Below are 25,648 nucleotides of genomic sequence, written 5' to 3'. Positions count from 1 at the left end.
AGAAAGGGCGCAGGAATATATCAATATTTCAAGACCTTTTGACGCAGCGATGGGCAATTTTGCTCAAATCCCCCAACCTGACCTCATGGGGGGACGTTCAAATGGCTTCCATCTCAACCCAAACCGCCCTTGGAAAGGCATATAGCCTTCCCGGCGGGCAGTTTGGCCCGATATGTTCGCCATTTGGACGCCTCAACGGTGCCAGTAATGGGTCCTGAACCTACTATGCTGCCTCAGCTATTCGGAGGAGCTACCGGAGGATTTGCCACTGGCAGCAGGGCGGCGACGGCGAATCTGTGCGATCAGATCCTTGTCCAGCGCACCAACGAAGTAGGCGGTGACGAAGAACACGATCGCACCCACCGCAACCAGTGCGGATAGCGACCATATCCGCGCGAAGGCGTGCCCGCTCCAATACGGTTGCAGTGCAGGCGTCAGCCACCAGAGGACTGCACCCATTGCCGCTGTCGCCACGATCTGGCGGCCAATCCGCCCTGCCAGTTTCCAGCTCATCGAAAACCAGCCACGAATTTGCAGGATAGTATAAAGCGTCAGCACGTTCAGTGTCGCCGTTGTCGCAGTCGCCGCAGCGAGGCCGACGATGCCGTAACGCGGCACGACCCAGAAATTCAGCCCGATGTTCACAATCAGCGCACCTGCGGCAACTAACACAGGGGTGCGGGTGTCTTCCCGGCTGAAAAAGGCGGGCTGAAACACTTTCACCAACACATATGCGGGCAATCCGGCAACCAGCGCCATCACGATATTGCCCATGATCGCGGTATCGTTCGCGGTCATCTTGCCGCCCTGGAATATCCCCGAGGTGAACGCTTCGGAACAGATCGACAGCGCGACGGCACACGGCAGGCACAGCAGCATGGCGATTTCGACTGCATTGGTTTGCAACCGCTGCGCTTCGCGCTTGTCGCCCGACTGGATATGGCGCGCCAGCATCGGCAGGATGGCTGTGCCCAGTGCGATGCCGAATATGCCCAGCGGCATCTGGTTTAGTCGATCTGCGAATTTGAGCAGCGAAAGCGAACCTTGCGGCAGGCTGGTGGCGAAGAATGTATCGACGAGCTGGCTGATCTGATAAATTCCCGCCCCGAATGTCGCAGGCAGGATCAGCATCCCCAGTCGTTTGACATCGGGCGTTATCTTCGGCGCGGTGATTTTCAGTTTCACTCCGGCCTTGCGGGTGGCCCGCCACATGTACGCCAGCTGTGCCACACCGGCCAGCGACAGCGATATCGCCAGTGCGCCGGCGACGATGGTATCGTCCCCACTATCGCCCCGCAGATAATACCCGGCGATGATACCGGCGATCATCACGATATTGAGCAGAACCGGTACAAATGCGCCCGGCCCAAATCGCGATCGCGCATTCAGCACGCCCGACAACATGGCCACCAGGCTGACCAGCGCCAGATAGGGGAATGTCACGCGGCTGAGCATGACGGACAAGTCGAACTTGCCCGCAACGCTTTGATAATCGCGGGCCAGCAACCATACGATGCCGGGCATTGCGATCATGCACAGGGCTGAAAAGCCAAGTAAGACCCAGACGAAAATCGACAGGACATCGCCCGCGAATTCGTCGGCCGCCTGTTCCCCGCCATCGCCCGCCAGCCGCCGGGTGTACATCGGCACGAACGCGACGCTGAACGCCCCTTCCGCGAACAGGCGGCGGAACGTGTTGGGCAGCGTGAACGCCAGTTGCCACGCGTCTGCCGCCAGCCCGGCGCCGAGCACACGGGCAAGCAGCATGTCGCGTACGAAACCGAAAACACGGCTAAGTGCAGTCAGGCTCCCTATGGTGCCGACACTGCGGACGAGCGAACTCACGCCCCCGGTGCTTTCACGCGATGGCGAAAATCAGGCTTCGCCAGCGGGCGGCATGTCGCCACCGGCAGCGGCCTGTTCTTCGGCACGGCGCTGAAGCTGCTGCATGTACAGCCCGTTGAAATCGATCGGCTCGATCTGCATCGGCTGGAACCCGGTATCGCGGGTTGCGTCGGCAACGACTCGCCGGGCGAACGGGAACAGAAGGCGCGGTGCCTCTGCATAAAGGAAGTGGTGCGCCTGTTCGTCGGGCAGGTTCCGCATCCCGACCAATGCGGCATAGGACAGCTCGACGAGATAAATCGTGCCTTCCTTCGCCTTGGAAGTGACGTTGATCTTCAGTTCCACTTCGTGGACTTCGCCATCGATCTGCTGCGCCGCGATATTGAACTGAATGTCCACTTCGGGTTGCGATTGCCACTGGAAACAAGCGGGCGCGTTGGGGTTTTCGACCGAGAGATCTTTGACATATTGCTGGATAATTCCCGCAACAGGCTGATTGTCGGCACCATTGGCGCCTGCAGCCGGGTCCATGTTGAGATCGGTGAGAACGTCGCCTTCGTCGGCCATCTTGCTATTTATCCTGTATCTTGCTGGAACGACACGGTTCGGTGCCGAAATAGGGCCGCCGGTTAGCACTGTGGACACGCCACCGCAACGGCAGACCCGTTTATGCCCCTCATGCGTTGTTCATTTGTAATTTGCTCTTATGTCGGGCAAGTTATGTAGTGACATTTTGCGGATATGGGTCGGTTTTCAGCCGTTCCGGAAACCCCGCAGGGAAAGACAGGTAATCAAGTGATACTCCAGATCGTCATCCTCGCCATGATCGCGGCGTTTCTCGGGCTCCGTCTCTATTCGGTCCTTGGGCGACGTGCTGAGCACGAGGAAGAATCGATTCCCAATCGCTTTGATTCCAGTGATTCGGCTCACCCGACAACGCTTGCTCCGGCGCAGCGCCCGGTGCAGCAATTGCGCCCTGCTGCGCTGGAAGGAGCTCCGATGGCGGTTGAACGCGGAGTGCAAGCCATCGCCGGTGCCGATCGCAATTTCGATATCACCGGCTTCCTCGAAGGGGCCAAAGGTGCCTATGCGATGATACTGGAGGCGTTCTGGCAGGGTGATCGCGACACGTTGAAAGAGCTGACCGATAGCGATGTCTATGCCGGGTTCGATGCGGCGATTACCGCGCGCGAGCAGGCAGGTGAGACACTGGAAAATCGCCTGGTTCGGATCGAAGACGCGAAAATCGATATGGCCGAACTTGTCGGCCAGACTGCGCGCATCCGCGTGGCCTTTTGTGCCGATATTGCAGCGGTAACGCGCGATAAGGATGGCAATGTCGTGGCCGGATCGCTCGACGATGCGATTGAAGCGCGCGACCTGTGGACTTTCCGTCGGGACGTTCGCGATAGCAGCCCGCAGTGGGTGCTCGACGAAACCGACGAAGCCTGACATCGATCATGCGGGGGGCGATGACCGGTCGTTTCAGACTTGCCGGTGCGCTGGCGGGTGCCATGTTGCTGGCATCGTGTGTGTCATCACCCCGTACGGAAGCGGTTAAACCGCCCACTGCGGCCAACGCTATAGAGTCGGGAATCGCGCCGGGTCCGGCGATCGAAACGCTGGGTATCGGCGCGCGCGACGCGCTCGATGCGCTGTCGTCTTTCCGGGAAAGCTGCCCCAAATTGCTGACCCGCAGCGATGCTTCGGGGCTGACGATCAGCGCCGACTGGCAGCCCGCCTGTGCGGCGGCGTCCGCTTGGCAGCCCAATGATGCACAGGCATTTTTCGCGCGCTATTTCGAAACTGTGCGGGTCGGAAACGGCACGGCATTCGCGACCGGCTACTACGAACCGGAGATTCACGGCAGCCGCACCCATATCCCCGGATACGATGTGCCGATCTATGCGCTGCCAGACGATCTGGTGCGCGCCTGGCCTGCTTCCACGCCGGATAGCGAGCGGACAGGGCGCGCTCCGCTGGGGCGATACGATGAAAGCGGTGCTTTCGTCCCCTATTACGAACGCGCGGAGATCGAAGCCGGTGCTCTCGCCGGGCGGGGCCTTGAAATTGCCTGGGTGGCTGACCCGGTAGAGTTCTTTTTCCTGCAAATACAGGGATCTGGCCGTCTGATCGCCCCCGATGGCACGGTAATGCGGATCGGCTATGCCGGGCAGAATGGCCGCGAATACGTCGGCATCGGCTCCGTGATGCGCCAGCGCGGATTGCTCGGCGACGGGCCCGGCCAATACCCCGGTTCGATGCAGGGCCTGATGGCCTATATGCGTGAAAACCCGGAAGATGGCAGGGCGTTGATGAACCTCAACAAGAGCTGGATCTTCTTTCGCGAGCTGACCGGCGATGGACCGTTGGGCGCGCTTGGGGTGCCGGTTCGCCGGGAAAGCTCTGTCGCCGCCGATCCCGCGTTCACCCCGCTGGGCGCGCCGGTGTGGCTGGCGATGGATCGCCCGGAAGCGAATGGTTTGTGGGTCGCGCAGGATACCGGCGGGGCCATCAAGGGCTCCAACCGTTTCGATACCTTCTGGGGTGCCGGCGAAGACGCGCGCCGAATTGCAGGCGGGATGAGTACGCGGGGCAATGCCCTGATATTCGTGCCCAAGGGGACGCTCGCGCGCCTGCGGAGCCAGTGAAGCCTCCACGCGGACTGACTGCGGAGGAAGCGGCGATCTGGGCGAAAGTCGCCGCTACCGTGACGCCGATCGCGGGGCGCACCATGCCGAGCGCGGAACAGGGTGCGACCATACCGCCCGCGGGCAAGGCGCCCCCCGTATTTACCCGGCCCGTCAAGCCGAAGCCCTCTCCGGTCAGTCCCCCTCGCGCTGCGCCACCACCACCTGTCGCTCCAACCGGACGAGGGCTGGATTCGCACTGGGACCGGCGCTTCGGGCGAGGCGCGATAGAGCCTGATTTCACGCTCGACCTGCATGGGCATACACTGGAGGCCGCCCACGCGCGTCTCGATGCAGGGCTGGCGCAGGCGCGGGCAATGGACGCGCGGGTGGTGCTGTTGATCGCAGGGAAGGATAGGGGCGCACCGGCGGCAGACCGGGGGGACAGTCGCGGAGCCATTCGCTCCAAATTACTCGACTGGCTGGCGGCCGGGCCACATGGCAGTGTCATCGCAGCCATCCGCAAAGCGCATCGCCGCCATGGGGGCGAGGGCGCGCTCTATCTCGTTCTCAGACGTCCACGCGGCTGAGCATATCTTGCAGCCATCGCTCAATCGGCAAACCAGATCGGAGCATCGCCCTCTGCCCACGGTTTGGGCCGTATCATAATTGCTGCAAACAGGTTGGACGTGAGGTGCCCCGCCAGCCATCGCTGCAAATGCGACAGCGGCAGGGTATCGAACCATTCCCGGTCGACTGCGGCGAACTGACGGACAAAGGGAAGGATAGCCATATCCGCCAGCCCTCTGTCAGCGCCGCATAACTGACCGGCAGTGGCCAGACGTGCGTCGAGATCACGCAGGAATTCCAGCCCGCTTTCGCGATGCTCCAATGGTTCTGACCGATGGCGATCCGGATACTTGTATCGGTCGAGGGCGTGTTTGAAGCCCCGGTCGTTTGCGGCAATCAGCGCAGGATCGTCGCGCTTCAACCAGCCTTCGGGATCGTTGCGACCAAGTGCCCAGCGCATCACATCGATGCTCTCGTCGATCACTGTCCCATCGGGCAAAACCAGGACAGGCACCGTGGCCTTGGCCGAAGCGGCGATCAACGCGGCCGGCTTTGCCGACAGCTTTACTTCACGCAACTCGCAGCGTGTTTCACTTACCATCAGCGCTAGGCGCGCCCGCATCGCATAGGGGCAGCGACGGAAGCTGTAGAGAACCGGCGCGGCGCTATTCGTCATCATGTCCGTCGGCAAACACAGCGCCGACGTGAGCGAATCCCTGCCGAGCGGCGCGCCATTCCTGCCTCTGGCGTTCGCGGTAGGATTCGCGCTGTACGTCGGTTCGCTCCGCATGGCAGGCGGGGCAACTGACGCCTTCTTCGAATAGGGGAGAGTCTCGGTCGGCATCGCTCACCGGGCGGCGGCATGCATGGCATAGGCCGTAACTCCCCTCGGCCAGTCCATGTCCAACCGTGACGCGCTGATCGAAGACGAAGCATTCGCCGCGCCACAGGCTCTCTTCTTCCGGCACCGTTTCGAGGTACTTGAGAATACCGCCTTTAAGGTGAAATACCTCGTCGATCCCCTCCTGTTTCAGGAAAGCTGTCGACTTTTCACAGCGAATGCCGCCGGTGCAGAACATGGCCACTTTGGGCGCTTTGCCTTCACCTAACAGCTGATCACGCTGCGCCCGAAACCAGTCTGGAAAATCGCGGAAGGTGGCGGTTTTGGGGTCGATTGCTCGTTCGAACGTACCAACCGCCACTTCATAATCGTTGCGGGTGTCGATCACGATTGTTTCGGGATCGGCGATCAGGGCATTCCACTCCGCTGGATCGACATAAGTGCCTACGGTGTGGCGTGGGTCGATGCCGGGCTGCCCCATCGTTACGATTTCGCGCTTCAGCCGAACTTTCATGCGATGAAACGGCATCGACGATGCAGCGGAAAACTTCACGTCGACGTCGGCGCAATCCGGCAGCGCGCGGATATGGGCCAGTACTGCGTCGATTCCGTCCGGTGAACCGGCGATTGTGCCGTTTACACCTTCGGACGCGAGCAACAACGTGCCGCGAATATCATTTGCTTTACATACAGCGAGCAGCGGCTCACGCAGAGCCGTATGATCGGCAAATCGGGTAAAACGATAAAGTGCTGCGACGCGGACAGGCGCAGCGGAGGAAGACTCGGTAACAGGCATGGCGGCTCCATAGCGTGAACCGCGTTCTCCGGAAAGAAAGAGCCCCCCGACATTGCTGTCGAGAGGCTCTTATGCGGAAAACCTATGCCAGGTCGAAGCGGTCGGCGTTCATCACTTTGGTCCAGGCCTTGACGAAATCTTTGACGAATTTCTCTTCATTGCCGTTTTCGGCATAGACTTCCGCAATGGCGCGCAACTGGCTGTTCGATCCAAAGATCAGGTCGGTGCGCGTGGCGCGCCATTTCTCCTTGCCCGTCGCCCGGTCGGAGCCGACGAATTCCTCGTCCCCACTGTTATCCACTGCTTTCCATGCGGTGCTCATGTCGAGCAGGTTGGTGAAAAAGTCGGTCGTCAGTTGCCCTTTGCGTTCGGTGAAAACCCCGTGGGGACGATCGCCTTGATTGGCGCCGAGTACGCGCAGCCCGCCGATTAGCACAGTCATTTCCGGTGCGGAAAGCCCGAGCAATTGAGCGCGGTCGACCAGCATATCCTCGGTCTTCACGCTCAGTTTTGTTTTCAGATAGTTACGGAAACCGTCAGCCTGCGGTTCGAGTGGTTCGAAGCTATATGCGTCGGTCTGTTCCTGACTGGCATCGCCCCGTCCGCCAGTGAATGGCACAGAGACTGCGTAACCCGCGTCGCTGGCTGCTTTTTCAACCGCTGCGGAGCCTGCCAGCACAATGGCATCGGCCATTGAGAGCGAGCCACGCAGTTCGTCGATCTTGCCGAGAACAGTCTGAAGTTCAGCCGGTTCGTTCACTGCCCAGTCCTTTTGCGGAGAAAGGCGGATACGTGCTCCGTTTGCACCGCCGCGATGATCCGACTTGCGATAGGTCGCAGCCGATGCCCATGCGGTTTTGACCAACTGGCCGATTGAAAGACCACTGTTGAGGATCGCCTGTTTGAAAGCAGCCACATCCGCATCGGCGGGGGCATTGCCGGCGGGCACCGGATCCTGCCAGATCAGATCTTCCGCCGGAACCTCCGGCCCTAGATAGCGGGCCTTGGGCCCCATGTCGCGATGGGTCAGCTTGAACCATGCGCGAGCGAATGCGTCTTCGAAAGCCTTTGGATCGGCGCGGAATTTTTCGGATATCTTGCGGTATTCCGGGTCCACCTTCAGCGCCATATCGGCTGTGGTCATCATCGTCGGCACCCGTTTGGAAGGATCATGTGCAGCGGGGGCCATATCCTCTTCCCGCTGATCGATCGGCTGCCACTGCTTTGCGCCTGCCGGACTCTCTACGATTTCGTATTCGTAATCGAGCAGGAGGCGGAAGTAGTTCTGCGTCCATTCGATGGGTGTGTTGGTCCACGATCCTTCGAGGCCAGAGGTGATGGTGTCGCCACCCATCCCGCTATTATAACCGCTGGTCCAGCCAAGGCCCTGAAATGCGATGTCTGCGCCTTCCGGGCTTGCGCCGACCAACGAGGCATCGCCTGCGCCATGGCATTTGCCGAACGTGTGGCCACCGGCTGTCAAAGCGACGGTTTCCTCGTCGTTCATCGCCATACGATCGAATGTTTCGCGGATGTCGCGGGCGGAGGCCAAAGGATCGGGATTGCCGCCGGGCCCTTCCGGATTGACATAAATCAGGCCCATCTGAATTGCGGCCAGCGGGTTTTCGATATCCAGATCCTTGTCGGGCTGAATGCGCGTTTCCGCACCTTCGCCGACCCACTGTTCTTCCGTGCCCCAGTATACATCGGTTTCCGGCTCGAACACATCCTTCCGTCCACCGCCAAACCCGAAGACCGGGCCGCCCATGCTTTCGATGGCGACATTCCCGGTCAGCACCAGCAGATCGGCCCAACTGATATGCTTGCCGTATTTCTGTTTGATCGGCCACAGGAGGCGGCGTGCCTTGTCGAGATTGGCGTTGTCTGGCCAGGAGTTGAGGGGGGCGAAGCGTTGCTGCCCGCTGTTGGCTCCACCGCGCCCGTCGGCAGTGCGGTAAGTGCCTGCTGCATGCCAGGCCATGCGGATGAAGAATGGGCCGTAGTGGCCGTAGTCAGCCGGCCACCACGGCTGACTATCGGTCATCAATGCTTTCAGGTCGGCTTTCAGTGCATTGTAATCGAGGGCGTTGAATGCCTCCGCGTAATCGAAATCGTCCCCCATCGGGTCGGGGTTGCTCGTTCCCTGATGGAGAATGTCGAGCTGGAGCGCATCGGGCCACCAGTCGCGGTTGGTGCGACCCAGAAGGCTTCGCACGCCGCCATCATTTCCGCCGTGGAACGGACAACCGCCGCCAGACATCGAACCTGCTTCTGCATTCATCGGAAACTCTCCTAGTGCGTCAAAAATTGGGTGGCCATCTGACCAATGCCGCACTGTATGAGAGTTTCCTTATTATCGGTCCAACAGATTAGATGTGTAATTATGATCGATTTAGACGATCACGCGGCCGCATTGGCGGGCTGAACTTCACCATCGATAGCGGTGTTGCGGATCAGGTAATCGAAGGCGGAAAGCGCTGCCGTCGAGCCCTGCCCCATTGCGATCACGATCTGCTTATACGGCACAGTGGTCGTATCGCCTGCTCCGAACACGCCGGGGAGGTTGGTTGCGCCGCGCGCATCGGTGACGATTTCGCCATGCTGAGACAGTTCGATCCCGCTATCTTTCAGCCATTCGCTGTTGGGCACGAGGCCGATCTGGATGAATACACCCTCCAACGCGAGCGTATGCTCTTCGCCCGAATTGCGGTCTTTCCACTTCAGCGCGTTGACCTTGCCATCGGCACCGGTGATTTCTGTCGTCTGAGCGGAAACGAGGACATCCACGTTGGCCATCGAGCGCAGTTTGTCCTGCAATACCTTGTCAGCCCTTAACTGGTGATCGAATTCGATCAGTGTGACATGGCCTACAATCTGAGCCAGATCGATCGCCGCCTCGACGCCTGAGTTGCCGCCACCAACCACGGCAATGCGTTTGCCCTTGAACAGCGGCCCGTCGCAGTGCGGGCAATATGCCACGCCCTTGTTGCGATACTCTGTTTCGCCCGGCACGCCGAGATTGCGCCAGCGGGCGCCAGTGGCCAGAATCAACGCGCGTGCTTTCAAGGTGCCGCCACCGGCGAAATGTACGGTGTGCAGCGCCCCTTTCTGCGTCGCCGGTTCGAGACGTTCGGCAAAGGCGAGATTCATCAGTTCGATGGCATTGGCATCGACCTGAGTCTTGAGGTCGGTGACGAGGCGCGGACCTTCGGTATATTCGGTGCCGGGCAGGTTTTCGATGCCGAGCGTATCGTTCAACTGGCCGCCGAACCGTTCGGCGGCGATCCCGGTACGGAACCCTTTGCGCGCAGTATAGATTGCGCTGGCCACCCCGGCGGGGCCGCCACCGATAATCAGCACTTCGAACGGTTCCTGTGCGGTCAGCCTGGCAGCGGCCTTCTCACTCGCTCCGCTGTCGAGGCGCGCGACGATTTCGGCCAGTTCCATTTTGCCGTTGTAAAACGGTTCACCGTTGAGGAAGGTCGCGGGCACCCCCATCACCTGACGCGCGTCGATTTCATTCTGATAGGCGCCGCCTTCGATAAGCGTCGCCGTTACGTTGGGGTTTTCCAGCGCCATCAGTGCCAATGCCTGCACGACATCGGGGCAGTTGTGGCAGGAGAGCGAGAAATACATCTCGAAATCGAGCGGTCCGGTCAGGCCCCGTACCTGCTCCAGCAGTTCGGAATCGACCTTTGGCGGGTGACCGCCAGCCCACAGCAAGGTAAGAACCAGCGAGGTGAATTCGTGCCCCATCGGCAGCCCGGCAAAGCGCACCGAACGCTGAGGATTGTTCGCATTGCGAATTTCAAAACTGGGTTTGCGCTCGTTGTTGCCATCGAAACTGGCCGTCACTTTGGGATGCAAACCAGCGATCTCTGTGAGCAGTTCGCGCGTCTGCGCCGACTTTTCGCTATCGTCGAGCGAGGCAATCAGTTCGATCGGTTCGCGCAAATTCTCAAGATAGCTTTTGAGCTGCTGTGTCAGGTTGGCGTCGAGCACGGCGGGCCCCTTTCCGGTTATGCAATGTCTGTAAGTGCAGATTTCATGAAAACGGGGAGGCAGACGTGTCCGCCCGCCTCCCCGTGAATAGGCTCAGCCTGTGTCGCGTTAAGCGATCAGAGCTTGCCGACGAGGTCGAGCGAAGGCGAGAGCGTTTCGCTGCCTTCTTCCCACGCAGCCGGGCAGACCTGGCCGGGGTTGTTGCGAACGTACTGTGCAGCCTTGATCTTGCGAACCAGTTCTTCCGCGTTGCGGCCGACGCCTTCGCAGGTGATTTCCATGACCTGAATCACGCCATCGGGATCGACGACGAAAGTCGCGCGGTCGGCCAGACCCATTTCTTCGCGCAGCACACCGAAGTTGTTGCTTAGCGTGTGAAGCTGGTCACCAAGGAACGGATACTTGAGCTTGCCGATCTTCTCGCTGGTGTCGTGCCATGCCTTGTGGCTGAACTGCGTGTCGGTCGACACTGCGTATACTTCCACGCCCATGCCCTGCAGTGCGTCGTACTGCTTGCCGAGATCTTCGAGTTCTGTGGGGCAGACGAACGTGAAGTCAGCCGGATAGAAGAAGAATACCGCCCATTTGCCTTTCACATCTTCTTCGGTCACGTCGAAGAAGTCCTTGCCGGCCTGGAAAGCGGTTGCCTTGAACGGCTTGATGCTGCTGCCGATGATACCCATGATCTTTTCTCCTCTGGAGGGTTTGAAACTCGCTCCATCAGTTAGTCATTGCTGCGACGCGGAAAAGTAGATTTGTGCGATTGCAGCAATCGATTTTATCGATCAGAGGTGAACGACTGGCTCGCTAATCAAGCAAGTGGCTGAATTCAACCGCACTGTGCCCGGTGAAGCAACTTATGATCGGCCAGCACAAGAGCCATCATTGCCGCGACGACCGGCACCCCGCGAATGCCAACACAAGGGTCGTGTCGGCCTTTGGTGCGAATCTCGGCGGCGTTACCATCGCGGTCGATTGTTTCGACCGGTGTGAGAATCGAACTGGTCGGCTTGAACGCGACCCGCATGACCACTGGCTGCCCGGTCGAGATTCCGCCAGCAATGCCGCCAGCATGATTGGCGGTGAATTGCGGGCCATCTTCACCCGGCCGCATCGGATCGGCGTTGGTTTCGCCAGTCAGTTTCGCCACTTCGAATCCATCGCCGATTTCGACCCCTTTTACGGCGTTGATCCCCATCATCGCGGCGGCAAGATCGGCATCGAGCTTGGCATAGATCGGTGCGCCCCAACCGGCAGGTACGCCGGTGGCGATGCATTCTACGACTGCACCGAGTGACGAACCGGCTTTGCGGGCACTATCCACCAGATTTTCCCAACGGTCGGCGGCGGCAGGATCGGGGCAGAAGAACGGGTTACGGTCGATTTCGCTCAGATCGATATTGCTGCGATCGATGGCATCGCCGCCGATTTCGCTGACATAGGCGACGATAGAAACCTCGGGAATGGCCATCCGTGCGACTGCGCCTGCAGCCACACGCGCTGCGGTTTCCCGCGCTGACGAACGTCCACCGCCACGATAATCACGAAATCCATATTTGGCGTCGTAAGCATAATCGGCGTGTCCGGGGCGATATGCCTTCGCGACTTCGGAGTAATCCTTGCTCCGCTGATCGACATTTTCGATCATCAGGCTGATTGGAGTTCCAGTCGTACGCCCTTCGAATACACCGGACAGAATACGGACGGCGTCCGGTTCCTGACGCTGCGTAGTGAACTTGCTCTGCCCCGGTCTGCGCGCATCGAGGTACGGCTGAATGTCGCTCTCGCTTAGCATCAAACCCGGCGGGCAGCCGTCGACTACTGCGCCAAGGGCAGGGCCATGGCTTTCGCCCCAGGTGGTAAAGCGCAAAACGCGACCGAATGTGTTCCAGCTCATGGCGACGCTTTTTGCCGAAAGCATCCGACAAGTCCACTTGCCCGATACTTCTTAACCGGCAAGCGGGTCTTTTGGGGCCGGTTCAGGCGTGAATGGGGAGCGGAGATGGCCCCGCTCCCCATGAATGGCTCTATACGCCGAGTAACCAGAGGCCGCCGACAACGGCGATCAGCGCAGCTACTGCGATGAGCCCTTTCCCGATGTCACTGAAAGAGAAGACATCGATATGGTCCCGCCGGAACGCGGCATAACCAGAGGTGATTGCTTCCTTACTGGCCAGGCTGGCTACCTCGAATGCGCTGCTTTCCTTGCGAAACCAATGTTTGAGATCGTTTAATTCGTCCTCTGAAATCGCAGGATAGCGTCCCAGCAAAGTTTCGACCTGATCGAAGCGGTCGACATCGCCGGTGGCGATGCCGGAATCGGCATTATGCATAATTGTGCGTCCTTGAATCGTAAGCTGGTCCGCGCGGTGCGCGGATGAACGATCAGGTCGCGACAGGTGGTGCTCTGGGGGCCGGTGGCGATTTCAGCGGGCGCAAGGGCTGCGGAGGCGCTGTCTGCCGGTTTGCAGGCCAATGGGCCTGAACAACCGGAACGCTCCAGACAAGGCGCGGGCCGGGCGTTTGTGGAACCAAAGCAGGTGCCTTGGCAATTTCCCGAGTCTCGCTTGTCGCCTCGCGCCGGATCGGTAACGCAACTTCGACCGTGCTTGCACTGAAGGCAGAGCCATGTTCGACGCGCACGGGCACCGGACTGGGTGGCATCGCCTGAAGGCCGATGATCGCCAGCAGTAGCGCAGCGAACCATTGGGTCATGCGAGGAAAAGAGCCAGTCACAATTGAATTTTAGGTTTGCGGAGTGTCGATTGCAATCGCCATGTCCGGCAAGTGCGGCTGGCTTGTCGGGAAAAGGTTTGTCTTCCTCTCTTCCAATCCGCGGCCGAAGAAGGCAAGAACAAACCATGATTGCAAAGCTCAAGGGCCTGCTCGACGAAACCGGCACCGACTGGGCGGTGATCGATGTTTCCGGCGTCGGCTATCTGGTTCACTGTTCCACCAAAACGCTCGCTGCTCTCGGCGAAGTGGGGGAGGGATGCACGGTATTCACCGATCTGCAGGTGAGCGAAAATGACATGCGCCTGCTAGGCTTTGCCTCAGCGGCAGAGCGCGACTGGTTTCGTTTGCTGACTCAGGTGCAGGGGGTGGGCAGCAAGGTGGCGCTGGCGATTTTGTCTGCGCTGTCACCCGAAGAAGTGCAGGCGGCCTGTGCCGGTGGCGACGCGGCGATGGTCGCGCGGGCGCAAGGTGTCGGGCCCAAACTGGCTGGACGCATCGTCAATGAATTGAAGGATAAGGCGGGCGCTCTTCCCGCCATAAGCGGCGGTGTGGCAGCGCAGACCCTGGCTCCCAAAGGCGGGGCCAGCGCCGATGCCGTCAGTGCGTTGGAAAACCTTGGATTTAAGCCAGCGGTAGCGGCGCGTGCCGTGACCGCTGCACTTGGCGAACTGGGTGATGGAGCGGGCGAGAGCGACCTGATTCGTGTCGCGTTGAAAAAAGCGGCGGGATGATGCGGAATACACCGCAGATATGCCATTGGTGCAGGATCAGTTGAGGAACCTTCGATGCGGATAGTCATGACACTCGTGGCACTTTCCTTTGCTGTTTCGGCACAGGCGGCGGACACCGGTACGTTTGTCAAAGGCCCGGTCTTTGCGGAATTTGGCCCGCATGCCTCCGTTGAGTCCGATATGCCGATACCACCGGGCACTGAGTTCAAGGTCGCGTTCGACAGTTCAATCGGCGCGGAAGACGGTGCGCTGAACAAGACTTTTGACCGCGTGGCGCGGTTCATCAACATGAATGTTGCTGCCGGAATGCCTCGGGATGCGATCCATGTGGCTGTGGTGGTGCACGGCACGGCCGGGCCCGATCTTCTATCCAATCCCGGATGGAGCAAGACACATGGCGGAACTGCAAACCCCAACCAGCCACTCATCCGCGCACTGCTCGACCAAGGTGTACGGATCATCCTGTGTGGGCAGAGTGCGGCGCGAATGGGAATAGAGAAAGGCGATCTCGAACCGGGAGTGGAGCTGGCTCTTTCCGCGATGACCGCACATGCGCTGCTGGCAAACGAAGGCTACAGCGAAAATCCGTTCTGATGACCGATAATCCTAACCTTACGGCCAGTCGCCAACCGGACGATCCCGATGCGGCACTGCGCCCCAAATCGCTCACCGAATTTGTGGGGCAGGAAGCTGCGCGGGATAACCTCCGGGTATTCATCGAAGCTGCGCGCGGGCGAGGGGAGGCGATGGACCATGTCCTGTTTTTTGGACCTCCCGGTCTGGGGAAGACGACACTGGCGCAGATCATCGCCAGAGAACTGGGTGTGGGCTTTCGCGCCACGAGCGGGCCGGTGATCGCCAAGGCAGGCGACCTTGCCGCGCTGCTGACCAATCTCGAACCGAACGATGTTCTGTTTATCGATGAGATACATCGACTTAATCCCGTTGTGGAGGAAGTGCTCTATCCCGCGATGGAAGATCGGGCGCTCGATATCATTATCGGGGAGGGGCCATCGGCGCGTTCTGTCCGTATCGATCTGCCGCCGTTTACGCTCGTTGGGGCAACCACACGTCAGGGATTGCTGACTACTCCGCTGCGCGATCGGTTCGGTATCCCGGTGCGGCTCAATTTCTATACCGTCGAAGAATTGGAACACGTCGTCACGCGCGGCGCGCGACTGCTCGATCTGCCAATCGATGCTGGCGGTGCGCGCGAAATCGCCCGGCGCAGCCGAGGTACGCCACGAGTGGCCGGTCGGCTGATGCGGCGGGTGCGCGATTTTGCTCATGTGGCAGGCAACGGCACTGTTACCGCTGCGATGGCCGATGCCGCACTTACCCGTCTGGAAGTCGACCGTCTTGGTCTGGACGCGATGGACCGGCGGTATTTGATGATGATCGCGGGCACATACAAAGGCGGGCCGGTCGGTGTAGAAACGCTCGCTGCGGGTCTTTCCGAACCCCGCGATACTATCGAAGAAGTGATCGAACCTTATTTGATTCAATTGGGGCTGATTGCCCGCACCGCACGTGGGCGTTGCCTCAACGATGCGGGGTGGGCTCATCTCGATATGAAGCCTCCCCGTCCGGCCACGGGGGGCCTGTTCGATAGCGGAAAATGATTCGCGAGAGATCGTGAGGATTGGTAGGTTGGAGTTAAATTTCGTTAATCGCGATCAGCTAAGTGGTGTCACTTTGGGACAGACTGTTACCGAAGCCCCATTTGACCCAGAAAATTCGCATCGGGCGCGACTTTTCGTGGTTAATTTAATTGCCGGTGAGGACTCTCTGCCGTTTCCTGACAGCACAGGGGAGTAACCGGGCCGGAATCGTCGGCCGGATTCCCCGTTTGGAAATGAGAGTGTGTGCCCATGTCGGTAAAAATGGCCCTGGCGAAACTGTCCGCCACCGCAGCAGGAACCGCTCTGCTGGCAGGTGGCGCAGTGCACGTTGCCGAAAAACCGATCGCGAACCAGACCAATATTAAATCGGTCAAGGCGGCGCCCAAGCACTACGTCAAGAAAGTGCGTCACGTTGCGAAACGCAAGGTGCCCGAAACCGTGCAGCGCAAGCGCCGTATCGTGCGCCGCGAAGTGAGCTGTGAGCCCATCGACGGTGCGGCATCCGGCTATGCCGGTGGCATGTTCACAGGCGGCACGTCGCGTCAGGTCGGAGCAGGTGCAGAAGAGTGCCCGCCAGTCTATCGTATGGCGATGGTCCCTGCGCCGATGCCGCTGCCCGCAGCCCCCCCGATGTCGGGCGGTGGCAGCAGCGGTGTAACCGTGATTGGCGGTAGCGGCGGTTTCGGCGGCGGATTTGGTGGCGGCTTCTTTGGTGGCTTTTTCGGCGGTGGTTCCAGCGGCGGCGGCAGCGTCGTGATCAGCTCGACTACGACGGGTGGAGTGACCAGTTCGACCTCGTCGAGTTCAGGGGCCATCAGCTCGTCCTCGGGCAACGTGTCCAGTTCCTCCGGTGACGTCTCGTCTTCTTCGGGCAATGTTTCCAGTTCCTCTGGTGACGTCTCGTCTTCTTCGGGCAACGTCTCCAGTTCTTCTGGTGGCGTCACCAGCTCATCGGGCAACGTTTCCAGTTCCTCTGGCAATGTTTCGAGCTCGTCCGGTAACGTATCCAGCTCGTCATCCAGCAGTTCCTCAAGCAGTTCTTCGAGCTCATCGTCCAGTAGCAGCTCTTCGAGCAGCAGCTCGTCGGGGGGTAACGGCTCCAGTGGGCATCATGGCTCCAGCGGACACCACGGATCGAGCGGCCATCACGGTTCATCGTCGGGCTGGACCAGCTCGGGAGGCAGCAGTTCGTCGAGTTCCAGCAGTTCGTCCTCCTCCTCCTCCTCCTCCTCCTCGTCAAGCAGCAGTGGGATTGGTTCGAGCACAGGCAACATGACGAGTTCGACGAGTTCCAGCTCTTCGTCGAGCAGCAGTTCGTCGTCATCGTCGTCGAGCAGCAGCTCTTCCGGCTCTTCCTCGAGCGGTAGCAGCGGTACGCCTGTTCCGGCACCGCCGATGACCATTCTGTTCGGAGCGGCGGCAGCGGCCGTTCTGGCGCGGCGCAAGTTCAAGACTAAGCAAGCAGCCTGACCCCCCGGTCGGCTGTATACGAAAGGGGCGGCTTCCGAGAGGAGGCCGCCCCTTTCATTATGCGCGCTTAACTAACAACCGTTCCGGCGGTCAGCTAATCAGCGGGCGGGTATCGTATTTCGCTGAATGACCGATCCGCGATGGATAGCATCGCCGAGCTGATCTGAGGCCAGCCCGGCGATTGCCGATTTACCGATCTCAGGCGGCGAGCTTCCGCAGAACGTACTGCAGGATGCCGCCATTGCGGTAATATTCCATCTCGTTCGCGGTATCGATGCGGCACTTCGCCGTGAAGGTGAAACTGGTGCCGTCTGCACGGGTGACCGACACCTCAACATCCTGCCCCGGTGTCAGATCGGCCAGGCCATGAATGGTGAAGCTGTCATCGCCGGTAAGCCCCAGCGATTCGCGCGTGTCGCCGCCAGTGAACTGCAGCGGTAGCACGCCCATGCCGACGAGGTTCGAACGGTGGATACGTTCGAAACTTTCGACAATCACAGCGCGTACACCCAGCAACAGAGTGCCCTTGGCCGCCCAGTCGCGGCTGGAACCGGTGCCGTATTCCTTGCCGGCGACCACGACCAGCGGGGTGCCGTCCGCCTTGTGCTTCATCGCGGCGTCGTAGATCGGCATGACTTCGCCGTTATAGCGCGTCATTCCGCCTTCGATGCCGGGGACCATTTCGTTGCGGATGCGGATATTGGCGAAAGTGCCGCGCATCATCACTTCATGGTTGCCGCGGCGGCTGCCGTAAGAGTTGAAGTCCTGCTTGGCGACCTGATGGCCCAGCAGATATTCGCCTCCGGGGCTGTCGGCCTTGATCGAACCTGCCGGACTGATGTGGTCGGTGGTGACCGAGTCGCCCAGTACTGCCAGCGGTTTGGCATCGACGATGTCGGTGATCGGCGCAGGGGTCATTTCCATCCCGTCGAAATAAGGCGGGTTGGCGACATAGGTCGAACCGGCGCGCCACTGATAGGTGTCCGATCCGACGACTTCGATCGCCTGCCAGTGCTCGTCGCCCTTGTAGACATCGGCATAGCGGCTTTCGAACATCTGGCGGTCGATTGCGCCGGCGCGGATTTCCGCGACTTCGGCGTTGGTCGGCCAGATATCCTTCAGGTACACATCGTTGCCGTTCTTGTCCTGCCCGATCGGCGTGTCGACCATATCGGTGGTGACGGTGCCTTTCAGCGCATAGGCCACAACCAGCGGCGGGCTGGCGAGGAAGTTGGCGCGTACATCGGGCGACACGCGACCTTCGAAGTTGCGGTTACCCGACAGCACACTGGCGGCCACGATATCGTTGCCGTTGATCGCCTTGCTGATCGGTTCGGCCAGCGGGCCTGAGTTGCCGATGCAGGTGGTGCAGCCATAGCCGACGAGATCGAAACCGATTGCGTCGAGGTGTTCCTGCAGACCCGCTTTCACCAGATAATCGGTCACGACCTGAGATCCGGGTGCGAGGCTGGTCTTGACCCACGGCTTGGGCTGCATGCCCAGTTCGTTGGCCTTCTTTGCCACCAGACCTGCAGCAATCAGCACGTCGGGGTTGGAGGTGTTGGTGCAACTGGTAATTGCGGCGATCACAACGTCGCCATCACCGATATCGTGATCCCTGCCATCGACATCGACGCGCGCGGGCGCATCCTTGCCATACAGTTTCTTGAGGTCGGTATTGAACAGTTCGTCAACCTCGGGGAGGATGACTTTGTCTTGCGGACGCTTCGGCCCGGCGAGTGAGGTCACCACGCTACCGATGTCGAGCGAAAGCGTGTTGGTGAACACCGGTTCGTTTTCCGGTGTGAACCACAGGCCCTGTTCCTTGGCATACGCTTCGACCAGTGCGATGGTTTCTTCGCTGCGGCCGGTGAGGTGCATGTAATCCAGCGTCTTCTGGTCGATACCGAAGAATCCGCAGGTCGCGCCGTATTCGGGCGCCATGTTGGCGATGGTCGCACGGTCTGCCAGGCTGAGGTTCGAAACCCCCGGACCGTAAAATTCGACGAAGCGGCCCACAACGCCCACTCCGCGCAGCATCTGCACACAGGTCAGCACCAGATCGGTTGCGGTCACGCCTTCGGCCAGTTCGCCGGTCAGCTTGAAGCCCACCACTTCGGGGATCAGCATCGAAACAGGCTGGCCAAGCATTGCGGCCTCGGCTTCGATCCCGCCGACGCCCCAGCCCAGCACGCCGAGGCCGTTGATCATCGTGGTGTGGCTGTCAGTACCGACGCAGGTATCGGGATAGGCGACCAGTTTGCCATCGGCATCTTCGGTCGACCACACGCCCTGACCGATATATTCGAGGTTCACCTGATGGCAGATGCCGGTGCCGGGAGGCACGGCGGAGAAATTCTGGAAGCTCTTGGAGCCCCATTTCAGGAAGTCGTACCGCTCAGCGTTGCGCTGATATTCCAGCTCGACGTTCTGAGCGAACGCCTTGGGGGTGCCGAATTCATCGACCATTACCGAGTGGTCGATCACGAGGTTCACGGGCACCTGCGGATTGATCTTGGCAGTGTCGCCACCCAGCTTGGCAATGGCGTCGCGCATGGCAGCCAGATCGACCACGCAGGGGACGCCGGTGAAATCCTGCAACAGCACACGGGCCGGGCGATACTGGATTTCCTCGCCGGTCACGGGATTTTTCTGCCAGTCCGCGATGGCCTGCACATGTTCGCGCCCGACGGTGAAACCGTCATCTTCGAAGCGCAGCATGTTTTCCAGCAGCACTTTCATGCTGAACGGCAGTTTCGATACGTCGCCGATCTTTTCGGCCGCCTTGTTCAGCGAGTAGTAGGCATATTCCTTATCGCCTACCTTGAGTGTGCTGCGGGTTCCGAGCGTGTCCTTACCGACCTGGGTCATGCGCGCGTCAATCCTTTCGCCTGTGGCTTCAAACGTGAGGCCGCGGGCAGCCTTAGATGGCCCCTGCGGCGGGTATGGGATATGTGCCCGGGCACCTGCGCGTATCCCGGCGCAACGTCAAGTAAGACGATGGTGCAGATGCGAAGGATTACTTTGCCCGCTCCATGATAAGACCTGTCAGGCGACGACTTGTTCGGGCACCTGAATATCGGGCCGACGGCGGGTTGCGATCCAGCATCCGGCAACAATCAGAACGGTGCCGACGAGTGTCCCTGACGTTACGGGTTCAGCGAAAAACAACCACCCGAATAGCGAAGCCGACAGGAACCCGGTGTACTCTATGGGAGCCAGTCGCTGGGTTTCGGCGCGGGCATATGCCCATGCGAACAGCATCGCGCCAATGGTCGATAAAACGGCGCTGACCGCGATATCGCCCCATGCAGGAATTTCGGGCCACTGGACAAAGAACGGAGCGAATCCGAGCAGAGTCAGGAACACGATGCCATTTTGGAATGTGGCGACCTCCAATGGGCCAGCCACCAGAGCCTGCTGCCGTTGAAGCACCAGATTCCATGCATAGAGCACAGCGGACAGCAGCACTGCGGCGATGCCCAATGGGGCACCACCGTCCATCGTTTCGCGCACGATCTTGCTGGCGAGGATTGCCAGTACCCCGGTAAGTCCGAGCGCAGCCCCAATAAACGCCCGTCGCTCTACCTTTTCCTTCAGTACGATCCCCGCCAGGAACATTGCGATCAGTGGCGCGATGAAGCTGATGGCGATCGCCTGCGCCAGGGGAAGACGTGTGAGCGAGAAGAAGAACGTGAAGCCCATGCCGGTGATGACGATGCCTCGAATCACATGCAGGCGCAGCACATGTGGCGCGGGCCATGTGCCGCCCCTTGCTTTCCAGATCGGCGCGGCGATCGCTATTCCAATCGGCGCGCGCAGCAGCAGTGCGCTGTAGGCGCCCACGGCCAGCGCCGCGCTTTTCATGAATGCGTCCATCAGTGACAGCAGCCCGATGGCCAATGCCGCGATAAGAACCGGCAGCAACGGGTGTTCCGATTTTCCCATATGATGCGGCATAACCGTGTGGTGCGCTAAGGCAACTCGCTAAGCAGGGATTCAGGCCACAGTCAGGCGCGCTCATTGATTGGCGGGGGTGCATCGGCATATAACCGGCCCGGAAGGGCGGATTGCGCCGTTTCGGGGCAACCGCATCATTTGAGGAAGAACGACCGTGATCAAGGGTTACACGCGTACATTGCTGGCAGGGGCGACTGCCCTGACTTATCCGGTGTTCGCGTTCGCGCAGGACAAGGCGCCCGAAAATCTGTTGCCGCCCGAAGCGCCCGTCGTGGCGTCTCAACCGGTTCGGGGCGGTGCCGATGACGTTACTGCACCGAAGCAAGCCACTACGCCTCCCCCGGTTATGGAAGCGACTCCTGTGGTGCAACAGGTCGCGCCGCTGGTGCAGGTGTGGTCGGTTGGCGATGCGAAGGCGCTTCTCGGCGTGATCGCCAGCATCGGCAGCGAAGGGCTGAATCCCAAGGATTACAACCCCGATGCCCTGAGTGCGGCGATTGCAGCCGGGCCGGGCGACACGCTTAATCAGACAGCCAGTCAGGCATTTCAATGGCTGGTGGAAGATCTGCGCGACGGACGTACCCCGATGGACGACCGCAAGCAGTGGTTCGTCGTCGACCCGGATCCCGATCTTTACCCCACCGGCGAGATTATGGCCGATGCATTGGCGAGCCACAACATCGCCGGCGCGCTCAAGGCGCTGAACCCGACGAAGCCCGATTATGCCCGGCTGCGCGATGCGCTGGCGGAAACGACCGACCCGGCACGGCGCAAGCTGATCATGGCCAATATGGACCGGTGGCGCTGGCTGCCGCGCGATCTGGGGCAACAATATCTGCTGACCAATGTGCCGGAATATCAACTGCGTCTGACGGTCAACAACAAGATCATCTCGACCTACAAGACTATCGTCGGCAAGCCGGGGCGGACCGCCACTCCGCAGCTGGCGGAGACGGTGGAAGGGGTGATCTTCAACCCGACCTGGACGGTGCCGCAATCGATCGTGAAGGGCGAAGGGCTGGGCGCCAAAGTGCTGAACAATCCGGGCTGGGCCAAGGCCGCCGGGTACAAGGGGTGGAAAGACCCCAAGACCGGGTTCGTCACCGTGGTTCAGCAGCCGGGGGCGAACAACTCGCTCGGCCTGATGAAGCTGGATATGCCGAACCCGCATGCGATCTTCCTGCACGACACGCCCTCGCGCAATCTGTTCAACCGCGATCAGCGTGCGTTGAGTCATGGTTGCATCCGCACCGAGCGGGCGCAGGAGCTGGCCATCACGCTCGCCATCCTCGGTAATCTCGCCAATACCCCGGAAACCCGCAAGGCTGCGGCGGACGAGGCGGTCGCGATCAGCACCTCAGGCAAGTACACCCGCGTGCCAATTGAGAAGCAGGTGCCTGTTTACATTACCTATTTTACGATGGGTGTGGACATCAACGGCAAGCTGCGCGCGTTCAGTGACATCTATGGCCGCGATGCCCCGGTCCTGGCCAGTTTCGACAAGCCGCGCGTGGCCAATCGTGCCCGCAAGACTGATGAGAAAGTGGTTGAGATCATTGACGATCTGCAAACCTGATCGGGATCAGTAAACCCCCGGATTGAGCTGCGCCTTCGGATCGCCTTCGGGCATCAGGGGGCGCAGGTCCATTTGCGATTGCGACCCTTGCTGTGGCGCCTGCTGCGGAGTCTGCGGTGTGACTGGTTCGGGCGGCGGGGCGACAGGCTTTTCCACGTGCTGCCCGTCGGGGCCGATCCCCAGCTTGTCCGAATAGAGCAGCCGCCCGCCCGCCAGATGCAACAGCGCCAGTTTGAAATCGGCGTCACCCATTGCAAAGCATCCGTTGGAGCGCCCAAGGCGGCCCCATCGGGCGAGAAACGACGGTTCGGCATAGGATGCACGGTGCATCACGATGGCGCGGCTGAGCGCATTGGCGTTGGTCGAATCCAGCCCTTCGAGCCGGATCGAGGTGCCGTAACGGCCAGTGTACCAGCCGAAAGTCATGAACGCGCCCTTGCTCGAACAGTTCGACTCAGGAACGTCTGAAAACCAGTCGAGCCACCCGTCATGCTCAGGGTCAGAGCCAGAGCCATGCGATACCAGAAAGGACTCGACCAGCCCGGTTTCGAAATTGCAGAAATGGAACCGCGGTTCGCTGGACCGCAGGCCATAATCGGCAATCCCGACGATATCGGTCAGCCACATACGGTGGCCATGCTTTTGCAATTGTTCGTGCGCGATGGCGAACAATTTGCGGTCGCGCGGATTGAGCGACATCGGCTGCGCCGGGATGGGGGCGGCACGGAGCGCGGTTGGCACAGCCAGTCCGGCGGCCCCCATTGCCAGCGTACCTTTCAGCAGATCGCGACGTTTCATATCGCACCCATCGCATCGGGCTGGCTAACCGGGCCTGAATGCCCACCGCTGCCGAGCGGGCGGTATCCGTGGTGCAACGCCGTGCCCATCAGCGCGGCCATAGTGCCCACGATCAGCGAATCCCAGATCATCAGCGCCCAGACTACAGCCGGGGACTGACCGAATGCGAGGTAGTGATCGCCCATGTGGATGCCCATGAGCAGAAGGTAGGGCAGGCCAAGGAAGACGACGATCCGCAGCAACGGCAACCAGCCGCGGCGATAGGATGCAGCCAGTGTCATCGCCCGGTCACCCACTACACCGCCGATAAACCATACGATCAACGGCAGCGTTGCCAGCGACAGAGCGAGATTGGCTGCCTGACCCGCAAGCCCCGGCACCGCTTTCGTGATTTTCTCGCCAGCCAGTCCAACGATGACCTGAAGCGCGACACTGCCAAGCACCGCGCCCCACAGGATACCGCGCAAGTTCCACCAGCGCGCCCCGCGCTCGCGATTGGCCCAGAACAACAGTGCGGCGACGATTGCGATGAACAGGCCTGCAATCTTGCCATATCCGAACGCCCAGCGGGTGGGATCCATCGCCAGTGTCTGGAATGCTTCTTTGCTGGCGAACATGCCCATCTTCACTTCCGCCACATGCTGCACCATTTCGGGCAGCGCAGCGATCAGCGGGATGATCGGGGCGAGCCACCACAGGCGCACACCATCGCGCACCGCCTCCCAAAACCGCTGGAAGAATGCGCCGATCATTCGGCGGCTTCCACCACGCTGTCCGCTTCTCCTGCGTCGCTCATTTCATCTTCGATTTCGGCAGCTTTCTTTTCTACCAGACTGACGATGTGATCGAGCATGTCGGCGCTTTGCACGTGATGATCGGTCACGCCCGACAGATAGACCATGTGCTTGCCCGCACCGCCGCCGGTGATGCCGATATCGGTTTCGCGCGCTTCGCCCGGTCCGTTGACCACGCAGCCGAGGACGGAGAGCGACAGCGGCACCTTGATATGCTGCAACCGGTCTTCCAGTGCCTGAACGGTGCGGATCACGTCAAAGCCCTGCCGCGCACAACTGGGGCACGACACAACGCGCACACCGCGCGTCCGCAGACCGAGGCTTTTGAGGATTTCGAAGCCGACGCGCACTTCCTGTTCCGGCTCTGCCGACAGTGAGACGCGGATCGTGTCGCCAATCCCCGCCCACAGCAGATTGCCGATGCCGATGCTCGATTTGACCGTGCCGCCGATCAGCCCGCCGGCCTCGGTAATGCCAAGGTGCAGTGGGCAATCGACCGCGTCGGCCAGCCCCTGATAGGCGGCCACGGCGAGGAACACTTCGCTCGCCTTCACTGCCACCTTGTATTCGTGAAAGTCGTGATCCTGCAGCAGCTTGATATGGTCGAGCGCGCTTTCGACAAGAGCTTCCGGGCAGGGTTCGCCGTATTTTTCCAGCAGGTCTTTCTCAAGACTGCCCGCGTTCACGCCGATGCGGATCGCGCAGCCGTTGGCCTTCGCCGCGCGGACGACTTCGGCCACGCGGTCGCTCGATCCGATATTGCCGGGGTTGATCCGCAGGCAGGCAGCGCCCGCATCAGCAGCTTCCAGTGCGCGTTTGTAGTGGAAATGGATATCGGCCACGATCGGCACCTGCGCCGCACGGACGATTTCCGGCAGAGCGGCAGTGCTCGCTTCATCGGGGCACGACACGCGGATGATGTCCACCCCGGCATCTTCGCAGCGGCGAATCTGGTTGATCGTCGCCTTCGCATCGGACGTAGGCGTGTTGGTCATCGTCTGCACGGTGATCGGCGCATCGCCGCCGACTGGCACCGAACCGACCATGATCTGGCGACATTTGCGCCGTTCGATTGTGCGCCACGGACGTATCGCGTTCATACTGTTTGCCTGTACCCTGAATGCGTGGACCACATGTTACACTGTCCTGAACCAAAAAAGTCCACTGCCGCGCGGGCACCGGACGCATCGCCATATAGGGGGGCATATGGGGGCACCGTTGCACGATTGCGACCGAATTGATGGCGGTGGTTCATCGCGGCGACAATACCAAGCTGC

Annotated in this window: 24 protein-coding genes; 7 read left to right on the top strand and 17 right to left on the bottom strand. The window is 60.5% G+C overall.

The features are described 5' to 3' along the window. Positions 1–237 precede the first annotated feature (237 nt). Both murJ and secB read right to left on the bottom strand, forming a co-directional pair. Positions 238–1,845, bottom strand: a complete 1,608-nt coding sequence (murJ, locus tag CV013_RS01790; protein ID WP_102153532.1) for a murein biosynthesis integral membrane protein MurJ — start codon at positions 1,843–1,845, stop codon at positions 238–240. Positions 1,846–1,875: 30 nt separating this feature from the next. Further along, entirely contained in the window at positions 1,876–2,412 is a 537-nt protein-coding gene (secB, locus tag CV013_RS01785) for a protein-export chaperone SecB (RefSeq protein ID WP_102153531.1), read from the bottom strand. Between the two features lie 228 nt (positions 2,413–2,640). On the opposite strand from secB, the gene CV013_RS01780 reads away from it, so the two are divergent. The 3 genes from CV013_RS01780 to CV013_RS01770 are packed head-to-tail and all read left to right on the top strand — an operon-like array spanning position 2,641 to position 5,065. Then, complete coding sequence (locus CV013_RS01780) at positions 2,641–3,297, top strand: Tim44/TimA family putative adaptor protein (RefSeq protein WP_102153577.1); 657 nt, start codon at positions 2,641–2,643, stop codon at positions 3,295–3,297. 20 nt (positions 3,298–3,317) lie between these two features. Beyond that, entirely contained in the window at positions 3,318–4,496 is a 1,179-nt protein-coding gene (mltA, locus tag CV013_RS01775; protein ID WP_102153576.1) for a murein transglycosylase A, read from the top strand. Beyond that, on the top strand, positions 4,493–5,065 hold the full coding sequence (locus CV013_RS01770; protein ID WP_223805349.1) for a Smr/MutS family protein: 573 nt from the start codon (positions 4,493–4,495) through the stop codon (positions 5,063–5,065). The genes mltA and CV013_RS01770 overlap by 4 nt, the downstream gene beginning before the upstream one ends. Before the next feature lie 20 nt (positions 5,066–5,085). On the opposite strand, the gene CV013_RS01765 is transcribed toward CV013_RS01770, so the two are convergent. The 8 genes from CV013_RS01765 to CV013_RS01730 form a co-directional block, all read right to left on the bottom strand. Then, entirely contained in the window at positions 5,086–5,721 is a 636-nt protein-coding gene (locus CV013_RS01765) for a glutathione S-transferase (protein ID WP_102153574.1), read from the bottom strand. Continuing rightward, the gene (trhO, locus tag CV013_RS01760; protein ID WP_102153530.1) at positions 5,711–6,682 is read right to left on the bottom strand and encodes an oxygen-dependent tRNA uridine(34) hydroxylase TrhO; all 972 of its coding nucleotides are present in this window, start codon (positions 6,680–6,682) and stop codon (positions 5,711–5,713) included. Before trhO ends, CV013_RS01765 begins: the two co-directional genes overlap by 11 nt. An 82-nt stretch (positions 6,683–6,764) precedes the next feature. Next, positions 6,765–8,963 (bottom strand): catalase/peroxidase HPI, encoded by a 2,199-nt coding sequence (gene katG / locus CV013_RS01755; protein WP_102153529.1) that lies wholly within the window; start codon positions 8,961–8,963, stop codon positions 6,765–6,767. A 119-nt stretch (positions 8,964–9,082) separates the two neighbouring features. Beyond that, positions 9,083–10,684 (bottom strand): alkyl hydroperoxide reductase subunit F, encoded by a 1,602-nt coding sequence (gene ahpF, locus CV013_RS01750; RefSeq protein WP_102153528.1) that lies wholly within the window; start codon positions 10,682–10,684, stop codon positions 9,083–9,085. Positions 10,685–10,800: 116 nt separating this feature from the next. Next, the gene (gene ahpC / locus CV013_RS01745; RefSeq protein ID WP_102153527.1) at positions 10,801–11,367 is read right to left on the bottom strand and encodes an alkyl hydroperoxide reductase subunit C; all 567 of its coding nucleotides are present in this window, start codon (positions 11,365–11,367) and stop codon (positions 10,801–10,803) included. Between the two features lie 146 nt (positions 11,368–11,513). Further along, positions 11,514–12,581, bottom strand: coding sequence for a chorismate synthase (gene aroC / locus CV013_RS01740; protein ID WP_102153573.1), 1,068 nt, complete (start codon positions 12,579–12,581; stop codon positions 11,514–11,516). Positions 12,582–12,711: 130 nt separating this feature from the next. Beyond that, entirely contained in the window at positions 12,712–13,017 is a 306-nt protein-coding gene (locus CV013_RS01735) for a hypothetical protein (RefSeq protein WP_102153526.1), read from the bottom strand. A 52-nt stretch (positions 13,018–13,069) separates the two neighbouring features. Then, positions 13,070–13,420 carry a hypothetical protein gene (locus CV013_RS01730; protein ID WP_232806545.1) on the bottom strand — a complete coding sequence of 117 codons (351 nt, stop codon included), beginning with the start codon at positions 13,418–13,420 and terminating at the stop codon, positions 13,070–13,072. Between the two features lie 125 nt (positions 13,421–13,545). Here CV013_RS01730 and ruvA point away from each other — a divergent pair, with 125 nt between their 5' ends. Genes ruvA through ruvB form a run of 3 tightly spaced genes read left to right on the top strand, consistent with a single transcriptional unit; the run spans position 13,546 to position 15,773 of the window. After that, positions 13,546–14,151 carry a Holliday junction branch migration protein RuvA gene (gene ruvA / locus CV013_RS01725; protein ID WP_102153524.1) on the top strand — a complete coding sequence of 202 codons (606 nt, stop codon included), beginning with the start codon at positions 13,546–13,548 and terminating at the stop codon, positions 14,149–14,151. A 54-nt stretch (positions 14,152–14,205) separates the two neighbouring features. Beyond that, on the top strand, positions 14,206–14,745 hold the full coding sequence (locus CV013_RS01720) for a DsrE family protein (protein ID WP_102153523.1): 540 nt from the start codon (positions 14,206–14,208) through the stop codon (positions 14,743–14,745). Beyond that, positions 14,745–15,773 carry a Holliday junction branch migration DNA helicase RuvB gene (gene ruvB, locus CV013_RS01715; protein WP_102153522.1) on the top strand — a complete coding sequence of 343 codons (1,029 nt, stop codon included), beginning with the start codon at positions 14,745–14,747 and terminating at the stop codon, positions 15,771–15,773. Before CV013_RS01720 ends, ruvB begins: the two co-directional genes overlap by 1 nt. 578 nt (positions 15,774–16,351) lie before the next feature. On the opposite strand, the gene CV013_RS15485 is transcribed toward ruvB, so the two are convergent. The 4 genes from CV013_RS15485 to CV013_RS01700 form a co-directional block, all read right to left on the bottom strand. Further along, positions 16,352–16,717 (bottom strand): hypothetical protein, encoded by a 366-nt coding sequence (locus CV013_RS15485; RefSeq protein WP_157935720.1) that lies wholly within the window; start codon positions 16,715–16,717, stop codon positions 16,352–16,354. Positions 16,718–16,918: 201 nt separating this feature from the next. Beyond that, positions 16,919–17,224 carry a hypothetical protein gene (locus CV013_RS15480; protein ID WP_157935719.1) on the bottom strand — a complete coding sequence of 102 codons (306 nt, stop codon included), beginning with the start codon at positions 17,222–17,224 and terminating at the stop codon, positions 16,919–16,921. A 217-nt stretch (positions 17,225–17,441) separates the two neighbouring features. Beyond that, a complete protein-coding gene (acnA, locus tag CV013_RS01705; protein ID WP_102153520.1) occupies positions 17,442–20,114 on the bottom strand; it encodes an aconitate hydratase AcnA in 2,673 nt (890 codons plus the stop codon). Positions 20,115–20,291: 177 nt separating this feature from the next. Beyond that, positions 20,292–21,191 carry a DMT family transporter gene (locus CV013_RS01700; protein ID WP_102153572.1) on the bottom strand — a complete coding sequence of 300 codons (900 nt, stop codon included), beginning with the start codon at positions 21,189–21,191 and terminating at the stop codon, positions 20,292–20,294. Positions 21,192–21,360: 169 nt separating this feature from the next. Between CV013_RS01700 and CV013_RS01695 the strand changes: the two genes are divergently transcribed. Beyond that, positions 21,361–22,779: a L,D-transpeptidase family protein gene (locus CV013_RS01695; protein WP_408056997.1), complete on the top strand. Its 1,419-nt coding sequence runs from the start codon at positions 21,361–21,363 to the stop codon at positions 22,777–22,779. Positions 22,780–22,785: 6 nt separating this feature from the next. Here the strand turns inward: CV013_RS01695 and CV013_RS01690 are convergent, their stop codons facing one another. The 3 genes from CV013_RS01690 to ispG are packed head-to-tail and all read right to left on the bottom strand — an operon-like array spanning position 22,786 to position 25,471. Then, entirely contained in the window at positions 22,786–23,577 is a 792-nt protein-coding gene (locus CV013_RS01690; RefSeq protein WP_102153519.1) for a murein L,D-transpeptidase catalytic domain-containing protein, read from the bottom strand. Then, a complete protein-coding gene (locus CV013_RS01685; protein WP_102153518.1) occupies positions 23,574–24,329 on the bottom strand; it encodes a hypothetical protein in 756 nt (251 codons plus the stop codon). Before CV013_RS01685 ends, CV013_RS01690 begins: the two co-directional genes overlap by 4 nt. Then, a complete protein-coding gene (gene ispG / locus CV013_RS01680; RefSeq protein WP_102153517.1) occupies positions 24,326–25,471 on the bottom strand; it encodes a flavodoxin-dependent (E)-4-hydroxy-3-methylbut-2-enyl-diphosphate synthase in 1,146 nt (381 codons plus the stop codon). Before ispG ends, CV013_RS01685 begins: the two co-directional genes overlap by 4 nt. Positions 25,472–25,648: the final 177 nt, after the last annotated feature.

Source organism: Tsuneonella flava, from assembly GCF_002870965.1.
GTDB classification, from domain to species: Bacteria; Pseudomonadota; Alphaproteobacteria; order Sphingomonadales; family Sphingomonadaceae; genus Tsuneonella; species Tsuneonella flava.
This window is presented reverse-complemented; position numbering and strand designations above follow the sequence as displayed.